The 17,316-nt window shown below is 67.3% G+C and carries 13 protein-coding genes; 2 read left to right on the top strand and 11 right to left on the bottom strand.

Annotated features, from left to right (window positions below):
• Positions 1 to 152: 152 nt before the first annotated feature.
• The 7 genes from ACQ1W9_RS05360 to ACQ1W9_RS05330 form a co-directional block, all read right to left on the bottom strand.
• Positions 153 to 824 (bottom strand): LuxR C-terminal-related transcriptional regulator, encoded by a 672-nt coding sequence (locus ACQ1W9_RS05360; protein WP_431025683.1) that lies wholly within the window; start codon positions 822 to 824, stop codon positions 153 to 155.
• Positions 825 to 863: 39 nt separating this feature from the next.
• Positions 864 to 2,237 (bottom strand): HlyD family type I secretion periplasmic adaptor subunit, encoded by a 1,374-nt coding sequence (locus ACQ1W9_RS05355; protein WP_431025682.1) that lies wholly within the window; start codon positions 2,235 to 2,237, stop codon positions 864 to 866.
• On the bottom strand, positions 2,221 to 4,011 hold the full coding sequence (locus ACQ1W9_RS05350) for a type I secretion system permease/ATPase (protein WP_431025681.1): 1,791 nt from the start codon (positions 4,009 to 4,011) through the stop codon (positions 2,221 to 2,223). The genes ACQ1W9_RS05355 and ACQ1W9_RS05350 overlap by 17 nt, the downstream gene beginning before the upstream one ends.
• A 190-nt stretch (positions 4,012 to 4,201) precedes the next feature.
• On the bottom strand, positions 4,202 to 5,611 hold the full coding sequence (locus ACQ1W9_RS05345; protein WP_431025680.1) for an MBL fold metallo-hydrolase RNA specificity domain-containing protein: 1,410 nt from the start codon (positions 5,609 to 5,611) through the stop codon (positions 4,202 to 4,204).
• A gap of 189 nt (positions 5,612 to 5,800) precedes the next feature.
• Positions 5,801 to 7,066, bottom strand: a complete 1,266-nt coding sequence (gene glyA, locus ACQ1W9_RS05340) for a serine hydroxymethyltransferase (protein WP_431025679.1) — start codon at positions 7,064 to 7,066, stop codon at positions 5,801 to 5,803.
• A gap of 142 nt (positions 7,067 to 7,208) precedes the next feature.
• Positions 7,209 to 9,764 carry an ABC transporter permease gene (locus ACQ1W9_RS05335; RefSeq protein WP_431025678.1) on the bottom strand — a complete coding sequence of 852 codons (2,556 nt, stop codon included), beginning with the start codon at positions 9,762 to 9,764 and terminating at the stop codon, positions 7,209 to 7,211.
• The gene (locus tag ACQ1W9_RS05330) at positions 9,761 to 10,486 is read right to left on the bottom strand and encodes an ABC transporter ATP-binding protein (RefSeq protein ID WP_431025677.1); all 726 of its coding nucleotides are present in this window, start codon (positions 10,484 to 10,486) and stop codon (positions 9,761 to 9,763) included. The genes ACQ1W9_RS05335 and ACQ1W9_RS05330 overlap by 4 nt, the downstream gene beginning before the upstream one ends.
• Positions 10,487 to 10,559: 73 nt before the next feature.
• Here ACQ1W9_RS05330 and ACQ1W9_RS05325 point away from each other — a divergent pair, with 73 nt between their 5' ends.
• Positions 10,560 to 11,195 (top strand): arylesterase, encoded by a 636-nt coding sequence (locus ACQ1W9_RS05325; RefSeq protein WP_431025676.1) that lies wholly within the window; start codon positions 10,560 to 10,562, stop codon positions 11,193 to 11,195.
• Entirely contained in the window at positions 11,192 to 12,037 is an 846-nt protein-coding gene (locus ACQ1W9_RS05320) for a hypothetical protein (protein ID WP_431025675.1), read from the top strand. Before ACQ1W9_RS05325 ends, ACQ1W9_RS05320 begins: the two co-directional genes overlap by 4 nt.
• Before the next feature lie 67 nt (positions 12,038 to 12,104).
• On the opposite strand, the gene ACQ1W9_RS05315 is transcribed toward ACQ1W9_RS05320, so the two are convergent.
• Genes ACQ1W9_RS05315 through ACQ1W9_RS05300 form a run of 4 tightly spaced genes read right to left on the bottom strand, consistent with a single transcriptional unit; the run spans position 12,105 to position 17,314 of the window.
• Entirely contained in the window at positions 12,105 to 13,280 is a 1,176-nt protein-coding gene (locus tag ACQ1W9_RS05315) for a hypothetical protein (protein WP_431025674.1), read from the bottom strand.
• Positions 13,277 to 15,130, bottom strand: a complete 1,854-nt coding sequence (locus tag ACQ1W9_RS05310; protein WP_431025673.1) for a hypothetical protein — start codon at positions 15,128 to 15,130, stop codon at positions 13,277 to 13,279. Before ACQ1W9_RS05310 ends, ACQ1W9_RS05315 begins: the two co-directional genes overlap by 4 nt.
• Positions 15,131 to 15,132: 2 nt before the next feature.
• On the bottom strand, positions 15,133 to 16,386 hold the full coding sequence (locus ACQ1W9_RS05305; protein ID WP_431025672.1) for a glycosyltransferase: 1,254 nt from the start codon (positions 16,384 to 16,386) through the stop codon (positions 15,133 to 15,135).
• On the bottom strand, positions 16,373 to 17,314 hold the full coding sequence (locus ACQ1W9_RS05300; protein WP_431025671.1) for a hypothetical protein: 942 nt from the start codon (positions 17,312 to 17,314) through the stop codon (positions 16,373 to 16,375). Before ACQ1W9_RS05300 ends, ACQ1W9_RS05305 begins: the two co-directional genes overlap by 14 nt.
• Positions 17,315 to 17,316: the final 2 nt, after the last annotated feature.

Here is a 17,316-nt window from a genome sequence, read left to right as displayed (position 1 = left end):
CGAAGCGTGGGTCCGTCGGGTGCTCTCGCTGACGCTCGCTTATACGACTTTCCTGGCCCCGATGCGCAGGCCTACGTAGGTTGGATAGGCCGAAGACGCCTCCAACCAAGTTGGACGCGAGTGTCATAGGGTCGCGAGAGAAGAGGCGTGGGTTATTCCGGGTAGCGGCGCTCGGACAGCGGGGGCGGGGCCCCTAGATGGCGACGAGTCCAGTTGATCGCCTGGCCGCGGCTATGCACGTCGATCTTGCGGAAGATGTTATAGAGGTGCGACTTGACGGTATGCTCGCTGACGAAGAGCCGGTCGGCGATCTCCATATTGGAGGCCCCGGCCCCCAGCAGGCCGATGATCTCCAGCTCACGCTGGGTCAGGCCGCAGGTGGGGCGATAGACATTGAGCTGGCGCTGCCGGTAGTACTCCAGCAGGCGGGCCATCAGCGAGCGGGACATCCAGGGCTTTCCCTCCCGCAGCAGGCTCAGCCCCTTGCAGATCAGCTCGAGGCTGTCGCTGCGATAGAAGATGCCCTGGAGGTGCATGCTGGAGAGTAGCTCCACGGCATGCGCCTCATCGCGCAGGTTGAAGGCGGCCAGGAAAGCATCGGGCAGCTCGGCGACGCGGAGTCGCCAGGCATGCAGGGCGGCCTCGTCCAGGTGGTCGATATCCAACAGGATCACCAGCCGGCTCTCACCACGGGGCCGACCAGCCATCCGTGGCGTCAGCAGGGATACCACGCATTCCAGCTGCCGATGCAGGTAGTCGGCAAACAACTGTGACTGTGGCGTCGACTCGGTAACCAGGTGAATCGGTGGATTCTCCAGCAACATACAGAAGCGTCTCCCTTCCTTGTTGCCACCCGGCCAGTTCTACTCCTCGCGAATGGCTCGGGCCAGCATGTCGGTGATCGGCTTGGTGATATAGCTGGCGAAGGTACGTTCGCCGGTATGAATCATCACCTCTGCAGGCATTCCGGAAAGCAGTTGCATCTCTTCGCTCATCATATTGCGTCCCTCCTCGGTCACTCTCAGCCGCACCCGGTAGAAGCGCACGCCCGTGGCCTCGTCCACCTGGCTATCGGCGCCGATGAAGATCACGCGCGCCGCGATGACGTGGGTGGTGCGCTGGTTGAAGGCGGAGAAGCGGATCTCCGCCGGCTGGCCGGGATAGAGCCGGTCGATGTCACGGTCCGGCACCCGGGCCTCGACCAGGAGGCTGTCGTCCACCGGCACGATATCCAGCAACGGATCGCCGGGGCGCAGCACATCCCCTACCGAATGCACCCGGCGCTCCACGACGATGCCCGCGACCGGGGCCATGACCGTGGTACGCGCCACCTGATCGGCCAGGGAGGCGATACGCTCCTCGGCCTCGGCCACCTGGACCTGGGTCTCGCGGAGCTGCTCGCCGACCTCGCGGTGGAATTCCTGAATCCGGATCTCGCGCTGCACGCGTGTCTCGCTGATCTGGGACCCCAGGCGGCCGATCTCGGCGCGATAGCCGGCGACCTCCCGGGCGAGTTCCAGCCGGTCCCGCTCTACCTCACGCAGTCGCTGGTTGCCGACCATGCCACGCCGGAAGAGGTCGCGCAGATCATTAGCCTCGCCGCTCAGGGAGGCCAGTTGCCGCTCGCCCAGTTGCACCATCTCCCCCAGCCCCTCGATCTGGCGCTGCATCTGGTCGGCCTGGGAGTCCAGGGCTTCCAGGGTACCGCGCAGGGATTCCCGACGGGCGGCGAAGAGCGCCTGCTGCACGGAGAGCATCTCGCGCACCCGGGACAGGTCGCTGCCGGTAAGGGCCTCGGGAAAGGCCAGCGTCTCGGCACCACGCTGCTCGGCCAGCAGGCGCAGCTCGGTGGCCCGCCCCACCAGGTATTGGGTGCGGACGATCTGCAACTGAGAGCGGGCCCGGGCATCGTCGATCACGATCAGGGGCTGGCCGGCCTCGACGCGATCCCCGTCGGCGACCAGGATCTCGCCGACGATTCCGCCCTCCAGATGCTGCACCGAACGCCGGAAAGACTCCACGGCCACATGCCCCGGCGCCACGACCGCCACCGCCAGGCTGGCGCTGAAGGCCCAGCCGCCGAAGCCACCCAGTGCCAACAACAGCACCAGCAGCCCGATATAGAGGTAGCGACGGTAGGTGACCGGCACCCGCACCTCATACTCGCCCTCCAGCACGGCAGGCTCGGCCACTGCCGACTTGCTCTCCCCCGGCTCTCGTTCAACCAGTCGACTCATCCTGGTCCTCTCCTCCACTCGCCGGCCGCACCTGCCCGGGGCGTCCGCCGGCCACCGCCGCGACACGCCCCGACGCGAGCGGCGCCCTGACGGCCGGCTTGGCGGTCAGGCGCGCCATGACCTCGTCACAGGAGGCGAACAGCTGGATCTGGCCGTCGCGCAGCAGCATCAGCTTGTCCATGCTCTTCAGCAGGTGGGTCCGGTGGCTGATCACGAAGAGGGTGATCCCCTCGCGCTTGAGGCTCGCGATGGCGGCGCGCAGGGCGTATTCGCCGCGGTCGTCGAGGTTGGCGTTGGGCTCGTCGAGCACCACCAGCGTCGGACTGCCATAGAGCGCCCGGGCCAGGCCGATACGCTGACGCTGGCCGCCGGAGAGACCGGCGCCGCCAGGGCCAATCAAGGTGTCGTAGCCTTCCGCCAGGGCCAGCACCATCTCGTGGACACCGGCCTTGCGGGCGGCGGCGACCACGGCCTGGGTATCGACCTCGCCGAAGCGAGCGATATTCTCGGCGATGCTGCCCTCGAACAATTCGATATCCTGGGGCAGGTAGCCCACATGGGGGCCCAGCTCCTCGCGATTCCACTGCGCCACATCGGCCCCGTCGAGGCGTGCCGTGCCGGCCAGCGGCGGCCAGATGCCCAGTAGCACCCGGGCCAGGCTCGACTTGCCGGCGGCGCTGGGGCCGATGATGCCGATATGCTCTCCGGCGCTCACCGCGAAATTGAGTCCCCGCAGGGTCGGCATGCGACAGCCGGGGGGCGCGGCGGATACGCCCTCCACCTGGATCTCGCCCCGCGGGGCGGGCAGCGACATCCGCGACGGCTCCGCGGGATTCTGCTTCAAGAGCGTGTCGAGGCGGCCGTAGGCCCCGCGGGCGGCCACGAAGCCTTTCCAGGTAGAAATCAGCCGATCGATGGGAGCCAGGGCGCGGCTCATGATGATGGCACCGGCGATCATCATGCCCGGGGTCATCTCGGCGCGCAGCACCAGCCAGGCTCCCAGCCCCAGGATCAGTGACTGGGCCAGCAGGCGCAGCACCCGGGAGACATTGCCCAGGGCCTCGCCACGATCGTTGGCCCGGGACAGCCCGGCCAGGTAGTGGTGATGGCGACGGGACCAGCGATTCATGATGCCCGGCAACATGCCCATGCCATGCAGTACCTCGGCGTTGCGCAGGTTCGATGCCGCCAGCTCCCGGGCCTTGATATGCTCGCCCTGGGCCTCGGCCAGCAAGGGCTGGGTGAGCTTCTCGCCGGCCAGCGCCAAGGCCAGCAACAGCAGGCCGGAAGCGGTGGCGAAGATCCCCAGCCAGGGGTGAAAGAGGAAGAGCACCGCCAGATAGATGGGCACCCAGGGCGCATCGAAGAAGGCCAGCAGGCCACTGCCGGAGAGAAACTGACGCAGGCTGGACAGGTCCTCCAGGGGCTGGGCCGAGGTGGAACCGTTGCCGATCAGGCTGCGGCGGAACATGGCCCGGTAGAGGCGGCCATTGAGCAGGGTGTCGAGACGATTGCCGATCCGCACCAGCATCCGCGAGCGCACCAGTTCCAGTCCCCCCATGATCACGAACAGGAAGACCACCACCAGGGTCAGCATCAGCAGCGTCTCGCCGCTGCGGGTGGAGAGCACCCGATCGTAGACCTGCAGCATATAGATGGCGGGCACCAGCATCAGCAGGTTGATAAACAGGCTGAAGAACCCCACCGACGCAAAGCCACCCCGGCAGACGCCTAGCGCCTGCTTAAGGTCCGTTACCTCCTCCTGGCTGGCCATGGTGGTTCACCGGTGCGAGCGCGAAGCTCGAGTGCGAAGGAAACTTGCGCAACAAAAACGTCGATCTTACTTACGTTAGTCCCCCCGCCGATATTTCACCAGTCACCCCCGAGTATCAGGAAATTGCTTAATATTCAATTCACTAAAGAAGCATTCCCGACTGATTCGTGTATTCCCCTGCCCCATGGGGCTACAGCTCGATACGCTCCCCGTAGGCGGGAATCTCGGCCTCGATCCCGACGTCGGCCAGGGCCGCCCGCAGCGCCTGCTGGGCCCCGGGTTCGCCATGCACCAGGTAGAAGCGCGGTCGATGGCGAAAGGCCCCGGCCCAGGCCAACAGTTCGCTCTGGCCGGCATGGGCGGAGAAGCCACCGATGGTATGGATACGCGCCTTGACCGGCACCTCTTCGCCGAACAGCTTGAGCCGTTCGACGCCATCCACCAGTTGGCGCCCCCGGGTGCCGGCGGCCTGGAACCCGACGATCACCACCCGGGTGCTGGGTTTGGCCAGGTTGTAGCGCAGGTGGTGAATGATCCGCCCGCCGTTGCACATGCCGGCCCCGGCGATAATGATGGCGCCGCCGTGGATGCGGTTGATGGCCATGGACTCCTCGACGCTGCGGGTCAGGCGCAACACCGGCAGGTACTGGCTGGGGTCCCCCCGGGCGGCCACGTTGAGCACCTTGAGGTCGTCCCGATTCAGCGACTTGTGCTTCTTCTGATAGAGCTCGGTGACACGAATGGCCATGGGGCTATCGAGGAACACCAGCTGCTGCTTGAGGCGCCCCCCATGGTAGAGCACGCTGAGGTGATAGAGCACCTCCTGGGTGCGCCCCACCGCGAAGGCGGGGATCAGCACATTGCCGCCGGCGGCGTGGGCCTCCTCCAGCACTCGGGCGAACTCCTCCAGGGTCTCGTCCAGGGGCCGATGATCGCGATCGCCGTAGGTGCTCTCCATCAGCACCACATCGGCCTCGAAGACCTTCTCAGGATCCTCCATCAGCACCGAACCGGGATTGCCCAGATCCCCGGAGAAGACCAGGCGCCGCTGCCGCCCTCCGGAGGGCACGGCGAGCTCCACGATGGCCGAGCCGAGGATATGCCCGGCATCGCGGTAAACCAGGGTCACGCCCCCCGGTAGATGCACCGGCTGACCATAGGGATGGGGCTCGCACTGGGCCAGGGTCTGCTCCACGTCCTCCAACTCATAGAGCGGCTCGATCTGGGGCTTGCCGGCCTTCTTGCGCCACTTGTTCTCCCACTCGAGATCCTTGGCCATCACGAAGGCCGCATCGGCAAGCATGATCTCCAGCAGATCGCGGGTGTCCCGGGTGCAGTGGATGGGCCCCCGGTAGCCCTCGCGCACCAGCTTGGGCAAGAGCCCCGAATGATCCAGGTGACCGTGGGAGATCACCACCGCCGAGAGTTCCCGGGCCAGCCTGCCGAAGGGCCTGGCATTGTGCTCGTCGGCATCGCTGCCACCCTGGCGCAGGCCGCACTCCAGCAGCAGCTGCCGCGTCCCCTCGCCGCCATCCACCTCGAGCAGATAGCGCGAGCCGGTCACCTCCCCCACCGCGCCGAGAAACGTCAGTGTCGCCATGGCGTCGCCTCCTCCCACCGCCGGTTTCCCTCAGCATACTGGAGATATCGCGACTCCACCTTGCTTCAGGACAAGACCGTGGCCAGGTCCCGTAAACGACACGCCCCGCGCCGTCGAGACGGCGCGGGGCGTGGTAACGGCGGGGCGACGACAGGGCGCCATCGCCTCTTACATCATGCGATATCGGCCTTAGCGGTAGACCGGGAACTCGGCGCAGACCGCCTCGACCTTGGCCTTGACCTCGGCCTCGATGGCGGCGGTGTCCTCGCCCTTGGCCATCACGTCGAGGATATCGCAGATCCAGCCGGTCAGCGCCTTGCACTCGGCCTCACCGAAACCGCGGGTGGTCACCGCCGGGGCGCCGATGCGCAGGCCGGAGGTGACGAAGGGGCTCTGGGGGTCGCCGGGCACGGCGTTCTTGTTGACGGTGATATGGGCGCGCCCCAGGGCGGCGTCCGCGTCCTTGCCGGTCAGGCCCTGCTTGATCAGCGACAGCAGGAAGAGGTGGTCCTCGGTGCCGCCGGAGACGATCTCGAAGCCACGCTCGATAAACACGCCGGCCATGGCCTGGGCGTTCTTGACCACCTGCTGCTGGTAGGTCTTGAATTCGGGGGCCATGGCTTCCTTGAAGCAGATCGCCTTGGCGGCGATGACGTGCTCCAGGGGGCCACCCTGGCCGCCCGGGAAGACAGCGGACTGCAGCTTCTTCTCGATCTCCTCGTTGCCCTCGGCGGAGAGGATCAGGCCGCCACGCGGGCCACGCAGGGTCTTGTGGGTGGTGGTGGTGACCACATGGGCGTGGGGCAGCGGGGTCGGGTAGACGCCGGCGGCCACCAGGCCGGCCACGTGGGCCATGTCGACCAGCAGGTAGGCACCCACTTCGTCGGCGATCTCGCGGAACTTGGCCCAGTCGATGATCTGGGAGTAGGCGGAGAAGCCGGCGATGATCATCTTCGGCTGATGCTCGCGGGCCAGCTTGGCGACTTCGTCGTAGTCGATGCGGCCGCTGTCGTCGATGCCGTACTGCACGGCGTTATAGTGCTTACCGGAGAAGTTGGGCTTGGCACCGTGGGTCAGGTGACCGCCGGCGTCCAGGCTCATGCCCAGCACGGTGTCGCCCGGTTTAACCAGGGCCTGGAAGACGGCGCCATTGGCCTGGGAGCCGGAGTGCGGCTGGACGTTGGCGTAGCTGGCCCCGAACAGCTGCTTGGCGTAGTCGATGGCCAGTTGCTCGACGATATCCACGTACTCGCAGCCGCCGTAGTAGCGCTTGCCGGGATAGCCTTCCGCGTACTTGTTGGTGAGCTGGGAGCCCTGGGCTTCCATCACGCGGGGGCTGGCGTAGTTCTCGGAAGCGATCAGTTCGATATGCGCTTCCTGGCGCGCGACTTCCTTCTGCATCGCGTCGAAGAGCACATCATCGAAACCGGCAATCTGCATGTCACGACTGAACATCGGCGAGGGTCCTCGGTAGGCGGTAAACTCGAAGGCGCCATGATACCCCAGCCTCGACGGCCTTTCACATGAAAGGCCGTCATGAGCGACTCGATAATTTCTCACTTTCGCTTTAGCGCAACTAAAGGCTCACGGGCCGCGCTCAGGTCTCCCCCAGTAGCCCCAGGCTGGCCATGGGCGCCTCGCGGCGCAGCCCCCGGGAGAGCAGATGGCCGATCGCCCCGATCAACAGGGCGCCGCCGGCGGGCAACAACAGCCAAACTAGCGGATGTGGCCGCGGCGGCAGATCGAACCACAGCGCATAGAGCCCGGCGGTGGCCAGCTCCGCCAGCAGGGCCCCCATCAGGCCACTGGCCAGGCCGAGGATGGCGAATTCGGCGCCCTGCACCCGCGAGAGGGTGCGCGTTCCCGCGCCGAAGACCCGCAACAGGCCGCCCTCGTGGGCGCGCACCGGGCGGCTGGCGGTGAGGGCCGCGTAGAGCACGCTGACCCCGGCCAGCAGCACCAGGGCCAGTACCAGCTCCACCGCCCGGGTCACCTGGGTCACCAGCTCGCGCACCTGGGCCAGGATGGCGTCGATATTGAGCAGCGAGACGCCGGGGAAGTCGCGCACCAGGCTGCGCAGGGTCTCGCCCTCGTCGCTATTCAGGTGGAAGGCGGTGATATAGCTATGGCCGAAGCGATCCAGTATCCCCGGCGGGAAGATCACGAAGAAGTTGGGCCGGAAGCTGTCCCAGTCCAGGTCGCGCAGGCTGGCCACCCGGCCGCCGATCTCCCGGCCGCCGATGGTAAAGGTCAGGGTGTCGCCGAGGCCGAGCCCCAGGCGCTCGGCGAAGCCATCCTCCAGGGAGATCGGCACCGGCTCGTCGGGGCCGGGTGCGGCGGAAAACCACCGCCCGGCCACCAGGCGATTGCCCTCGGGCAGCTCGCCCTGCCAGGTCAGGTTGAGTTCGCGGCGCAGGGAATTGTCGCCGCGGGCCTCGGCAGGCACGGCCTCCCGCGCCGGGGTGCCATTGATGGCGGTGAGGCGTCCCCGCACCATGGGGTAGAGGGCGGTGCGCTCGTCGGCCCGGGCATCCAGCACCTCGACGAAGGGGTCCCGCTCGGCGGGCTGGATATTGATGGCGAAGTAATTGGGCATCTCCTCGGGGAGCTGCGCCTGCCAGGTGGTCAGCAGGTCGCCGCGCACCAGGGCGATCATCGCCATGGCGAAGAAGGTCACCGCGAAGGCCAGCATCTGCCCCAGGCTGGCGTCGCGGCGCCGGGCCAGTTGGCGCCCGCCCAGGCGCAGCGCCTGGCCCCAGCCGCCCTTCCCCGCCGGCAGCCGGGTGACCAGGCGCAACACCAGGCCGAGCAGCGCCCAGCCCAGGCCCCAGAGCAGGGTCAGCATCACCCAGCCCCCCAGCAACAGGCCGATGGCCAGGCCGATATCCCCGGAGTAGAGCCACAGCAGGGCGCCGAACACCAGACTGGCCACGACCACCACCAGCCAGGCCGCCGGCGGCAGCGGGTCGAGCTCGCGGCGCAGTACCTTGAGGGCGCTGACCCGCTTGAGGCGCAGCAGGGTCGGGCCGGCGAAGCCCACCAGTACCGCCACGGCGGTCAGCACGCCGAGCAACAGCGGCAAGGGGCCTGGCGCCGGCAAGGTCAGGGGCAGGAAAGTGGCCAACAGGCCAAGCAGCAGCGCCTGGCCGGCCAGGCCCAGCAGGGCCCCCAGGATCGAGGCGGCCAGGGCCAGCCAGAGCAGTTGCAGGGCGAAGAGGCGGGTCAGCTGGCGCTGGGTGGCACCGAAGCAGCGCAGCAGGGCCGCGGTATCCAGGTGACGATCCACGTAGCGACGAGTGGCCATGGCCACCGCCACCCCGGCCAAGAGCACCGCCGCCAGGCCCGCCAGGCTCAGGTAGCGCTCGGCCCGCTCCAGGGCATTGCCCAGGCCGGGACGGTCACGGCGCACGTCACGCACCTCGACCCCGTCGCGGCGCAGCCGCTCCAGCAGCGGGTCGAGACCATTCAAGGCCTCCGGGGGGCCGGCGGCGAGCAGCTCATATTCCACCCGCGAGCCGGGCTGCACCAGTTGGGTCGCTTCCAGGTCGTCGAGGTGCATCATCAGCCGCGGATTGAAGTTGCCGAAGCCCGCCGACTGGTCCGGCTCTCGCTCCACCAGGCCGGTGACCCGCAGCTCGGTCTCGCCGACACGCACCCGGTCGCCCAGCTCGGCGTCCAGCAAGAGCGCCAGGCGCGGCGCCAGCCAGGCCTCGCCGGGGGCCGGGCCCCGGGCCAGGGACTCGCGGCCCTCGCCACGTTCCACCAGGACGCTGCCGTAGTGCGGATAGACGCCATCCACCACCTTGAGGCTGGCCACCTGGAAGGCGTCCCCCAGGCTGACCATGGAGACCAGGTCCACCTGGTCGCTGAGGGTCAGCCCGGCTTGCGCCAGGGTCCGGCGCAGCTCCGGGGCGAAGGGCTGGCCCTGTTCCAGCACCAGGTCGCCGCCCAGCAACTGCCCCGCCTGACGGGTCAGGCCACGATCGAGGCGGTCGAGGAAGAAACCGATCATGGTGGAGGCCGCCACCGCCAGCATCAGTGCCAGGAACAGCGCCCGCACGTCGGCGGCGCGCAAGTCGCGCCACAGGCCCCGGGCGGAGAAGCGCAGCGCCTGAATCGCGCCCTGATGTGGCAGGGTCGCCGCCCGGTTCATGCCTCCACCTCATCCAGGGCGAGCGTCTCCAGGCGCCCATCGACGAGGCGCAGGGCACGCTGGCAGCGCCGCGCCAGGGCGTGATCATGGGTCACCAGCACCAGGGTGGTGCCCGCCTCGCGGTTGAGCTTAAAGAGCAGCTCGATGATGCGCGCCCCGGTGGCCGGATCCAGGTTGCCGGTGGGCTCATCGGCGAACACCAGTTCGGCGCCGGTGACGAAGGCGCGGGCGATGGCCACCCGCTGCTGCTCGCCACCGGAGAGTTGCTTGGGCAGGTGATCGAGGCGCTCGCCCAGGCCGACCCGCTCCAGCCACTCCCGGGCACGGGCCTCACCGTCAGGCTGTGGCGACAACTCCAGCGGCAGCAGCACGTTCTCCAGCGCCGTGAGGGTCGGCAGCAACTGGAAGTTCTGGAACACGAAACCGACGCGGCCGGCGCGCAGGACCGCCCGGCCATCCTCGTCGAGTTCCGCCAGCGACTGGCCGAAGAGTTCCAACCGGCCGGCGCTGGGGGTATCCAGCCCCGCCAGCAGCCCCAGCAGGGTCGACTTGCCGGCGCCACTCTGGCCGAGGATCGCCAGGCTCTCGCCGGGGAACACCTCGAGGGCCAGATCACTCAGAATGGTCAAATGACGCTCGCCGCTGTCGACCCCCTTGCCGAGGCCATCGGCGTGTAGAATCGGGGCGGGAGTCACGGTGCGTTCGGACGAGGAGTGGGACATGATCGAGGAATTCCCTATCAATTGGCGACGCCAGGGGTCAGTCTGCCATGCCGGCGACGCAAAGCGGTACCTGATGGTGTGGACGCTGGGCCTGCTGTTACTGCTGGCGGGCACGGCCGGCGCGGACGCGCCGCCCCGCCTGCTGGTGGTGGGGGATAGCCTGAGCGCGGCCTACGGCATCGAGGCCCGCCAAGGCTGGGTGGCGCTACTGGCGCAGCGCCTGGACGGCCGCGCCGAGGTGATCAATGCCAGCATCAGCGGCGAGACCAGCGGCGGCGGCGCGGCCCGACTTCCCGACTTGCTGGGACAGCACGCCCCCGACATCGTTCTGCTCGAGCTGGGCGGCAACGACGGCCTGCGTGGCCTGCCGCCCGGGCAACTTCGGGCCAACCTGACCCGCATGATCGAGGCGAGCCAGGCCGCGACGGCCGAGGTGCTGCTGCTGGGGATCGATATTCCCCCCAACTATGGCCAGGCCTACCGGGACGCCTTTACCGGCGTTTTCCACCGCCTCGCCGACGACTATGACCTGCTACTGGTGCCCTTCCTGCTCGAAGGAATCGCGCTGGATAGCGAGCTGATGCAATCTGACGGCATCCACCCCAACGCCGCGGCCCAGCCACTTATCCTCGATAACGTCTGGCCAGCCCTGGAGCCGCTGTTATCCGAGACCTGGCCGACGCGTACCCGGAATGGCGAGCACGAATGAAGCGCCTCACCAAGACTGGTCTGCTCCTGCTGCTGGCACTGGCCATCGGCCTGGCGATCCTGGTGTCGCGGCCCGCGCCCTCTTTGCTGGACGGTATCATCTGGCAGCCGACCAATGACTATCCCCGCCCCCAAGGCCAGTGGCACCTGCTAGGCGCCGATAGCCTGCTGGTCCAGTGGTCACTGAACGATAACCTGGCCTGGCTGCCTTCGGCCCAGTTCGCGCCACAACCGAGGTTACCGGACTGGGACGCCCTGGGACGCGAGCCCTGGGCCTCGCGGATCATTCTCGGCCTGGCCTCGCGCATGCACCTCGATGACGCCCGGCGGCACTGGCAGCGCCTCGGTCAACAGGGGGCAATGCTGGTCGAAGACGTCGCTTTCCCGGTGGCGGGGTGGTATGCGCCCATCGAATTCAGCCCGGACTGGCGGGATGCCGAGGCCTACCGGGCCTACCTCGACACCTTGCCTCGCCCCCGCTATGTCAGCAGCTATGGCGGGTATGAGATGACGCCCCGGGGCTATGCGAGCTGGGTCGCCTCCTGGCTGCCCGACGACGCAATCCTGCTTTATCAGGACGGCGTCGGCGTCGGCCAACAGACACCGGCTCAGGCACGCGCCCGCGCCGACGCGCTGATCGAGGTATTGGGCCCTTCACGCCTGATCATGGTGATGGAGGCCTTTCGCCTGTCTCGCGACGGCCACGTTGGCCCTGCCAGGCTCAGCCAGTTGATTGATCAGTTGCGCCGCTACCGGGGACTCGAGGTTTACGCCTTCTCGGCCCGCCACTTGCGAACCCACCAGGTGCTGGCACTGCGCCTGCTGGCACCCTGGCTCTTCTAAACGGCTGACGGCACTTCCCGAGCACGGGAGCGCTTCGAGGCGGCTCGGCGTTGGCGGCGACAGGCGACTAGATATCGAAGCTGACGATCAGTTGTAGCTGCGTCGTTGCATAGCCGCCCTCGTCATGCTCGCCTCTCAGGTAGCGACCGAAGAGTCGCTCCAGGCGAATCTCCACGGGCCAGGCGAGGGAGGGCTGCCAGGAGAGGCCCGGCCCCGCCTCGATGACATTGTTGTAATAGAGCCCCTCGCTGTCCCACAGCAGGTTGACCTTGGCATAGACCGAGACCTCGCTCATCCGGTGGCGATACAGGCGCCAGCCCTGCCAGAGGGTGAGCTGCCCCAGCAGGTTCTCGTAGCGGCTGGGATACTGTACGGAGGCATAGGCCTGGCCATAGGGTGCCAGCGGCCACTCCCCATGCAGAGAGCAGCGTCGCAGGGCGCCCCAGGCCTGAAAGGCGTCCAGGCCGACCCGGCTATCGACTCCCGTGCGTCGTTCACCATCCCGCGCCAGCAGGTCGCGGTTATAGCTCAGCTCCCCATAGAGCCTGACGGCGGGGTGGGGCCACCACTCGGCCCCGCCACCGATACCGACATAGTTGTCGCTGTAGATCTCGGGAATGCCATCGACCACCTGGGACTTCCAATCGTCCTGATACGTCAACATGCCATAGACCGCGCTCCGCCGCTCCGCGTCGAGGTAACGCCTGAGGCGCACGCGATTCTCGGTCACGGTATTATCGAAGCGCGAGGCATAGAGGGTATCGCTGTAGACCGAGAGCCCCCAGGGCGACGGCAGCCTCCGGTGCATCAGGGCCGCCGTATAGACTCGGGCCTGGCAAGCCTGCGCATAGGCCGCCGAGGTAACCGCCCCCTCGGCGGCCTGGCGGAAGGTGTGCGTGGCCGCCGCCTCTCGGCCATCGGCCTGATAGGCATAGCCGGCCGCCATCAGCATCTCATGTTGTGGCGGCTCGCCGGCCGCCGCCAGGAAGGCTTCGGCGGCGGCGGTATGTCGCCCCTGGGACTGATGATGGTAGCCCAGGGCACGCCAGGCGGTGGCATGCGTCGGCTCGATGGCCAAGATCGCCTCGAGGCTCGCGACCACCTCGTCCAGGTCGCCCTGTCGCTGGGCGTCATAATAGCGATTGAGCAGCCGCTCCACCTCCGGCGCCTCCGCCGCGGCCGGCGAGGTGAGCAGCCCCATTACCAGCACCCAGGGCGCCCGCCGCATCAGCCAAGCCCTCATGCGCCCTGCCTCCGGCGCCGCCAGCGCCACCAGACAAGCCACAGGACGCTCAGCGCGAAGAGCGTCGCCACGGCGATCAGTCCCCAGTGCAGCTGATCACGAGAGAGCGCCCGCGAGGGGGCCGCGACCGGCGTCGGGCGGTGCGCCAGCACCACCAGGGTGCCATCCTGGGCATGCAGCAAGGCCTCTCGCGTCCCATCCGGGATGCGCCACCAGTGTTCCGGCAGCACCGCGGCGCCACGCCGCAGCACCTCGGGCGAGGCCGCGGTAATCAGGCCACGTCCCTGCTCATCGGCACGCCACCATAGTGCCCCCTCGGCGAACCCGGGCTGCAACCGCTCGGGGAAGCGCGCCTGCAGCCTATCGGCCATGGCGGGCTCCACCCGAATCTCGACACTGGGCGCCTCGCCCATGTCGTCCCCCCCGTCGCCCGCGAGCCGCACTCGATACGGCACCGGATCCGGCGTGGCCGCTTGCCGGTGGGCACGCATCAAGGCGGTCAGCAGCTGCATCCCCGCATCGGCGTGATCTTCCGGCAAACGAACGCTGGGGGCGGCGATCAATCGCGGGATGAGGGCCATCAGGCCGGCCTTGGGCACATATTCGAAGCCCACCTCGCTCTCCTCGGCATCGATCCACAGGTCTCCCTGCAGGGACAGGTAACAGTGGCGCGGCACCTCCAGCTCGGCCGCCAGCTCCAGCGTCAGCCGGGGCCGCTCGGGAACCGCGACTCCGGCCAGGGGGAGGGTGCGCTCGATATTGTGACTGGCCATCTCGTGCAACGGCTGCGACCCACTCAGCGCCCCCTCCATCCAGAGGTTGAGATGCACCCCCTGGGGAAGGCCCGCCTGTCCGCGGAGTAGCAACTGCCCACGAGGCACGCCGGTCGGCTGCCAGTGGGGGGGATAGTCCAGCAGGTAGGTCGCGTGCCCGGTGCTGGCCAGGCGAATATCCTCGAGCCCCAGCTCGGCCAGCGTGCGCGGCTCGCGCAGCCTGGCCCATGCCGGCTCACGGCGCTCGACGTCGAAATCGGCATAAGCATCGAGCAACTGGTCCCGCTGGGTGACATCCAGCAGGGCCAGCACCGCCGCATGCAAGGCCCGAACCTGGCGATAGCGAATTTCCAGGGTCGCCGGCCGGGGCGCCTCGCCCTCCCAGCGCGCCGGTATCAAGGCGACCCGGGCCGGTGGCGCCAGGGCGGCGTCATGGCGGATATCAATGACGAAGTCCACCTCACCCGACCGCGTTCCGGTTTCCCATCTCAGGTCGGCCTGGCGGTCCAGCCAGCTCACCAGCCGTGCGGCCGCCGTATAGGCGTCCTCGTCGCCCGCCTCGATCGTCAGGTGCCCCAGGCCCCCACCCGGGTGACCACGGTTGAACAGCCCGTCGGGCAAGTGTTTAAGTGCCACCTCCCCGGTGGACCGGGGGCGGTAATCGAGCGACAGCTCACGCAACTGAAAAGGCCGGGAGAGTGGCATCGGACATCTCTCCTGAAGAGACTCATCGGCCATGTAGCGTGCCGGCCAGCCCAGGAAGTCGAGACGATGAAACCCCGGCGTCAGGTCCGGCAGCGCCGCCCGGATCGTCTGGCGGCCATGCGGCTCGACCAGATGCACGATATCGCCGTCGAGGCGTACCATCAGCCGATGCTCTCCCCCCTGACCCAGCAGCGTGGCGTTCAGGCGCACCGCGCCGAAGCGCTGCCCCTCGGGAACATACACATAGCGACTGATCTGCGTCGCCGCCTCCTCGACATCGATATCGGCCAGGGGCCAGGCCGCCCCCAGCACCGGCGGGGCCGAGAGCATCCAGGCCATTATCAGCCACCAGGTCACGCGAATCCTTGGCACCGTCACTCCCCCTCTTTCGTGCGGGCCGTCTTGGCCCAATGCAGCTTCTTCTTGAACAGGCGCCCCATCAGGTTCTGATAGCCCGCCGAGAACAGGACCAGAATAAACAGCTGGGCATAGGTGAAATAGCAGAGAAGCGAATAGCCCGCGTCGGACCAGCGCCGGTCCTCGCTCAAGGCGGCGAACGACATATGCAGGGTAAAAATCACTACCGCGAGGATCCACATATAGAGATAGGGCCCAGGGATATCCACCGTCACCACCCCCAGTATCGATAGCAGAAAGGTCAGGTGACTGGTGATCAGGGCCGGCACGAAGATCACATAGTTGAAGAGGAAGGTCAGCATCTCCAGCCCCAGTGGATAAGGCTGGTTGACGGCATGCGGCAAGTACTTCCAGATCACCGACAGGTTGCCCTGGGTCCAGCGAGTGCGCTGGCGCAGCCAGGCGCGAAAGGTCTCGGGCTCCTGCTCCCAGGTCACCGCATAGGGCACCCAGCGGATGCGCTGATCACCACGGAAGATGCGCAGGCTCATCTCGGTATCATCCACCAGCGAGGTCTCATCGAACCCACCCAGGACGTCGATGACATCCCGACGAATCACGTAACCGGTGCCCATCAGCATCGACAGGCCAAACCAGGCCCAGCGCCCGCCCTGGAAGAGCCACTGGTAGTAGATGAACTCCAGGTTGATAAAGCGGGTCAGCCAGGTCGCATCGCGGTTGCGCGTCCGCACCTTGGCGTTGACGGCCACCAGCCGGGGATCGTTCTCCAGGGTCGCCACCAGCAACCAGAGACAGGTGGGCTCGGGGGTGTTGTCGGCATCGAAGACCGAGATCAACTCGCCACGGGCCTGGACAAGCCCCACATTGAGGGTGCGCGACTTCCCCTTGCCGCCCTCACCAATCGGCACGTCGTAGCAGCGTAACTGGGGAAACTCCTCGCACAGCTCCGCCACGATGTCCCCGGTGCCATCGCTGGAACCATCGTTCACCACGATCACCTCATAGCGATCGACCGGGTAATTCTGGCCACACAGGGCGCGCACGGTACGCTCGATAACCAACGCCTCGTTATGCGCCGGCACCATGACACTCACGAAGGGAAGGTGCCCCTCCCACTGCGCGAGACGAACGGCCTCTTCGCTACTGGAGAAGTAGTATCGTGAGGCCCCGACACTCAGGAAGACCCAGTAGGCCAGTATCGTCCAGATGCCCCACAGGGCCGTCACCAGCATGGCATCACCGAGATTCATGCTCCCTCCCTGGTCCCAACCGGCGCTTCATCTCACGGCGTTTCATCAACACCGACACGGCCCAGAACACGTTAAGCAGGATCACCACCAGGCTGATCCAGGCGAAGTCGACGCTCAGCCAGTAGATGACATGAAAGGTCTGCTGACTGACGAAAGGCCAGAACCACAGCGACACACCGTAGAACGCCAGCATGACCCTGCCCGGCCAGTCGGTCTCGAGCTCGCCTGACGCCTCGAGACGGTACTCCAGGCCATGGAGGCGCCAGCTCAGGGGCAGCAACTCGATCTCCTCCAGCGGGCCGTGACTCACCGGCGACAGTTGAGCCACCCGCCCCCGTACCGCGTCCCCCGACGCCAGCAGGGGGATGACATGCCGCTCCCCGATCTCCAGCACCTGCTGGGGCAATGGCCAGGCCGGCTGCCCGGAGAAGTGAGGGGCACTCAGGTAGGTGGCAGGCAACATGCCCTCGAGCAGCGGGGAAACCCCCTCGGGCAGATAGAAGGCTTGCGGACAGAGGCCCAGGCCGCACCAGGCCATCAGCAGCTCGGGCTGTGTCCGGAGATGGTCAGGGTCCAGCCTGACCACCGGGATGCCACCGGCGCTAACGGCATCACGCAGCCACCGGCGCCGGTCGGCATCTCGCGAAGCATCGAGGACATCACCCAGCAGTACCCCAGGATTCACCCCCCATGACACATACTCCCGAACGACGGCCTCGACATCACCGACCTGCCCGTCCACCACCGGCCAGACCCCACGCTCGACGATAAAGTAGTCGTTGAGTCGCTGCGCCGGCTCGACGGCGGGTTGCCGAACCGAGGCCTGCTCAGGGGCACAGCGCGCCTGCTCATGGTAAAGCGACAACAGTGCCTCGGCCGGCGGATACTCGGCCTGGAACAGCATGGAGCAGAGCAGGATGGTCACCATGA

It is taken from the genome of Halomonas sp. H5 (genome assembly GCF_050613175.1).
Classification (GTDB): Bacteria; Pseudomonadota; Gammaproteobacteria; order Pseudomonadales; family Halomonadaceae; genus Bisbaumannia; species Bisbaumannia salifodinae.
The sequence above is the reverse complement of the archived record's forward strand: the minus strand, read 5'-3'. Positions and strand labels throughout refer to the sequence as shown.

What these genes read in the sequence shown, in the direction of transcription:
- ACQ1W9_RS05335 (WP_431025678.1), bottom strand. Translation starts at nt 9,764, where the DNA reads ATGAACCGGGCGGCGACCCTGCCACATCAGGGCGCGATTCAGGCGCTG.
- ACQ1W9_RS05305 (WP_431025672.1), bottom strand. Translation starts at nt 16,386, where the DNA reads ATGAATCTCGGTGATGCCATGCTGGTGACGGCCCTGTGGGGCATCTGG.
- ACQ1W9_RS05300 (WP_431025671.1), bottom strand. Translation starts at nt 17,314, where the DNA reads ATGGTGACCATCCTGCTCTGCTCCATGCTGTTCCAGGCCGAGTATCCG.
- ACQ1W9_RS05360 (WP_431025683.1), bottom strand. Translation starts at nt 824, where the DNA reads ATGTTGCTGGAGAATCCACCGATTCACCTGGTTACCGAGTCGACGCCA.
- glyA (WP_431025679.1), bottom strand. Translation starts at nt 7,066, where the DNA reads ATGTTCAGTCGTGACATGCAGATTGCCGGTTTCGATGATGTGCTCTTC.
- ACQ1W9_RS05355 (WP_431025682.1), bottom strand. Translation starts at nt 2,237, where the DNA reads ATGAGTCGACTGGTTGAACGAGAGCCGGGGGAGAGCAAGTCGGCAGTG.
- ACQ1W9_RS05350 (WP_431025681.1), bottom strand. Translation starts at nt 4,011, where the DNA reads ATGGCCAGCCAGGAGGAGGTAACGGACCTTAAGCAGGCGCTAGGCGTC.
- ACQ1W9_RS05330 (WP_431025677.1), bottom strand. Translation starts at nt 10,486, where the DNA reads ATGTCCCACTCCTCGTCCGAACGCACCGTGACTCCCGCCCCGATTCTA.
- ACQ1W9_RS05325 (WP_431025676.1), top strand. Translation starts at nt 10,560, where the DNA reads ATGGTGTGGACGCTGGGCCTGCTGTTACTGCTGGCGGGCACGGCCGGC.
- ACQ1W9_RS05320 (WP_431025675.1), top strand. Translation starts at nt 11,192, where the DNA reads ATGAAGCGCCTCACCAAGACTGGTCTGCTCCTGCTGCTGGCACTGGCC.
- ACQ1W9_RS05345 (WP_431025680.1), bottom strand. Translation starts at nt 5,611, where the DNA reads ATGGCGACACTGACGTTTCTCGGCGCGGTGGGGGAGGTGACCGGCTCG.
- ACQ1W9_RS05315 (WP_431025674.1), bottom strand. Translation starts at nt 13,280, where the DNA reads ATGAGGGCTTGGCTGATGCGGCGGGCGCCCTGGGTGCTGGTAATGGGG.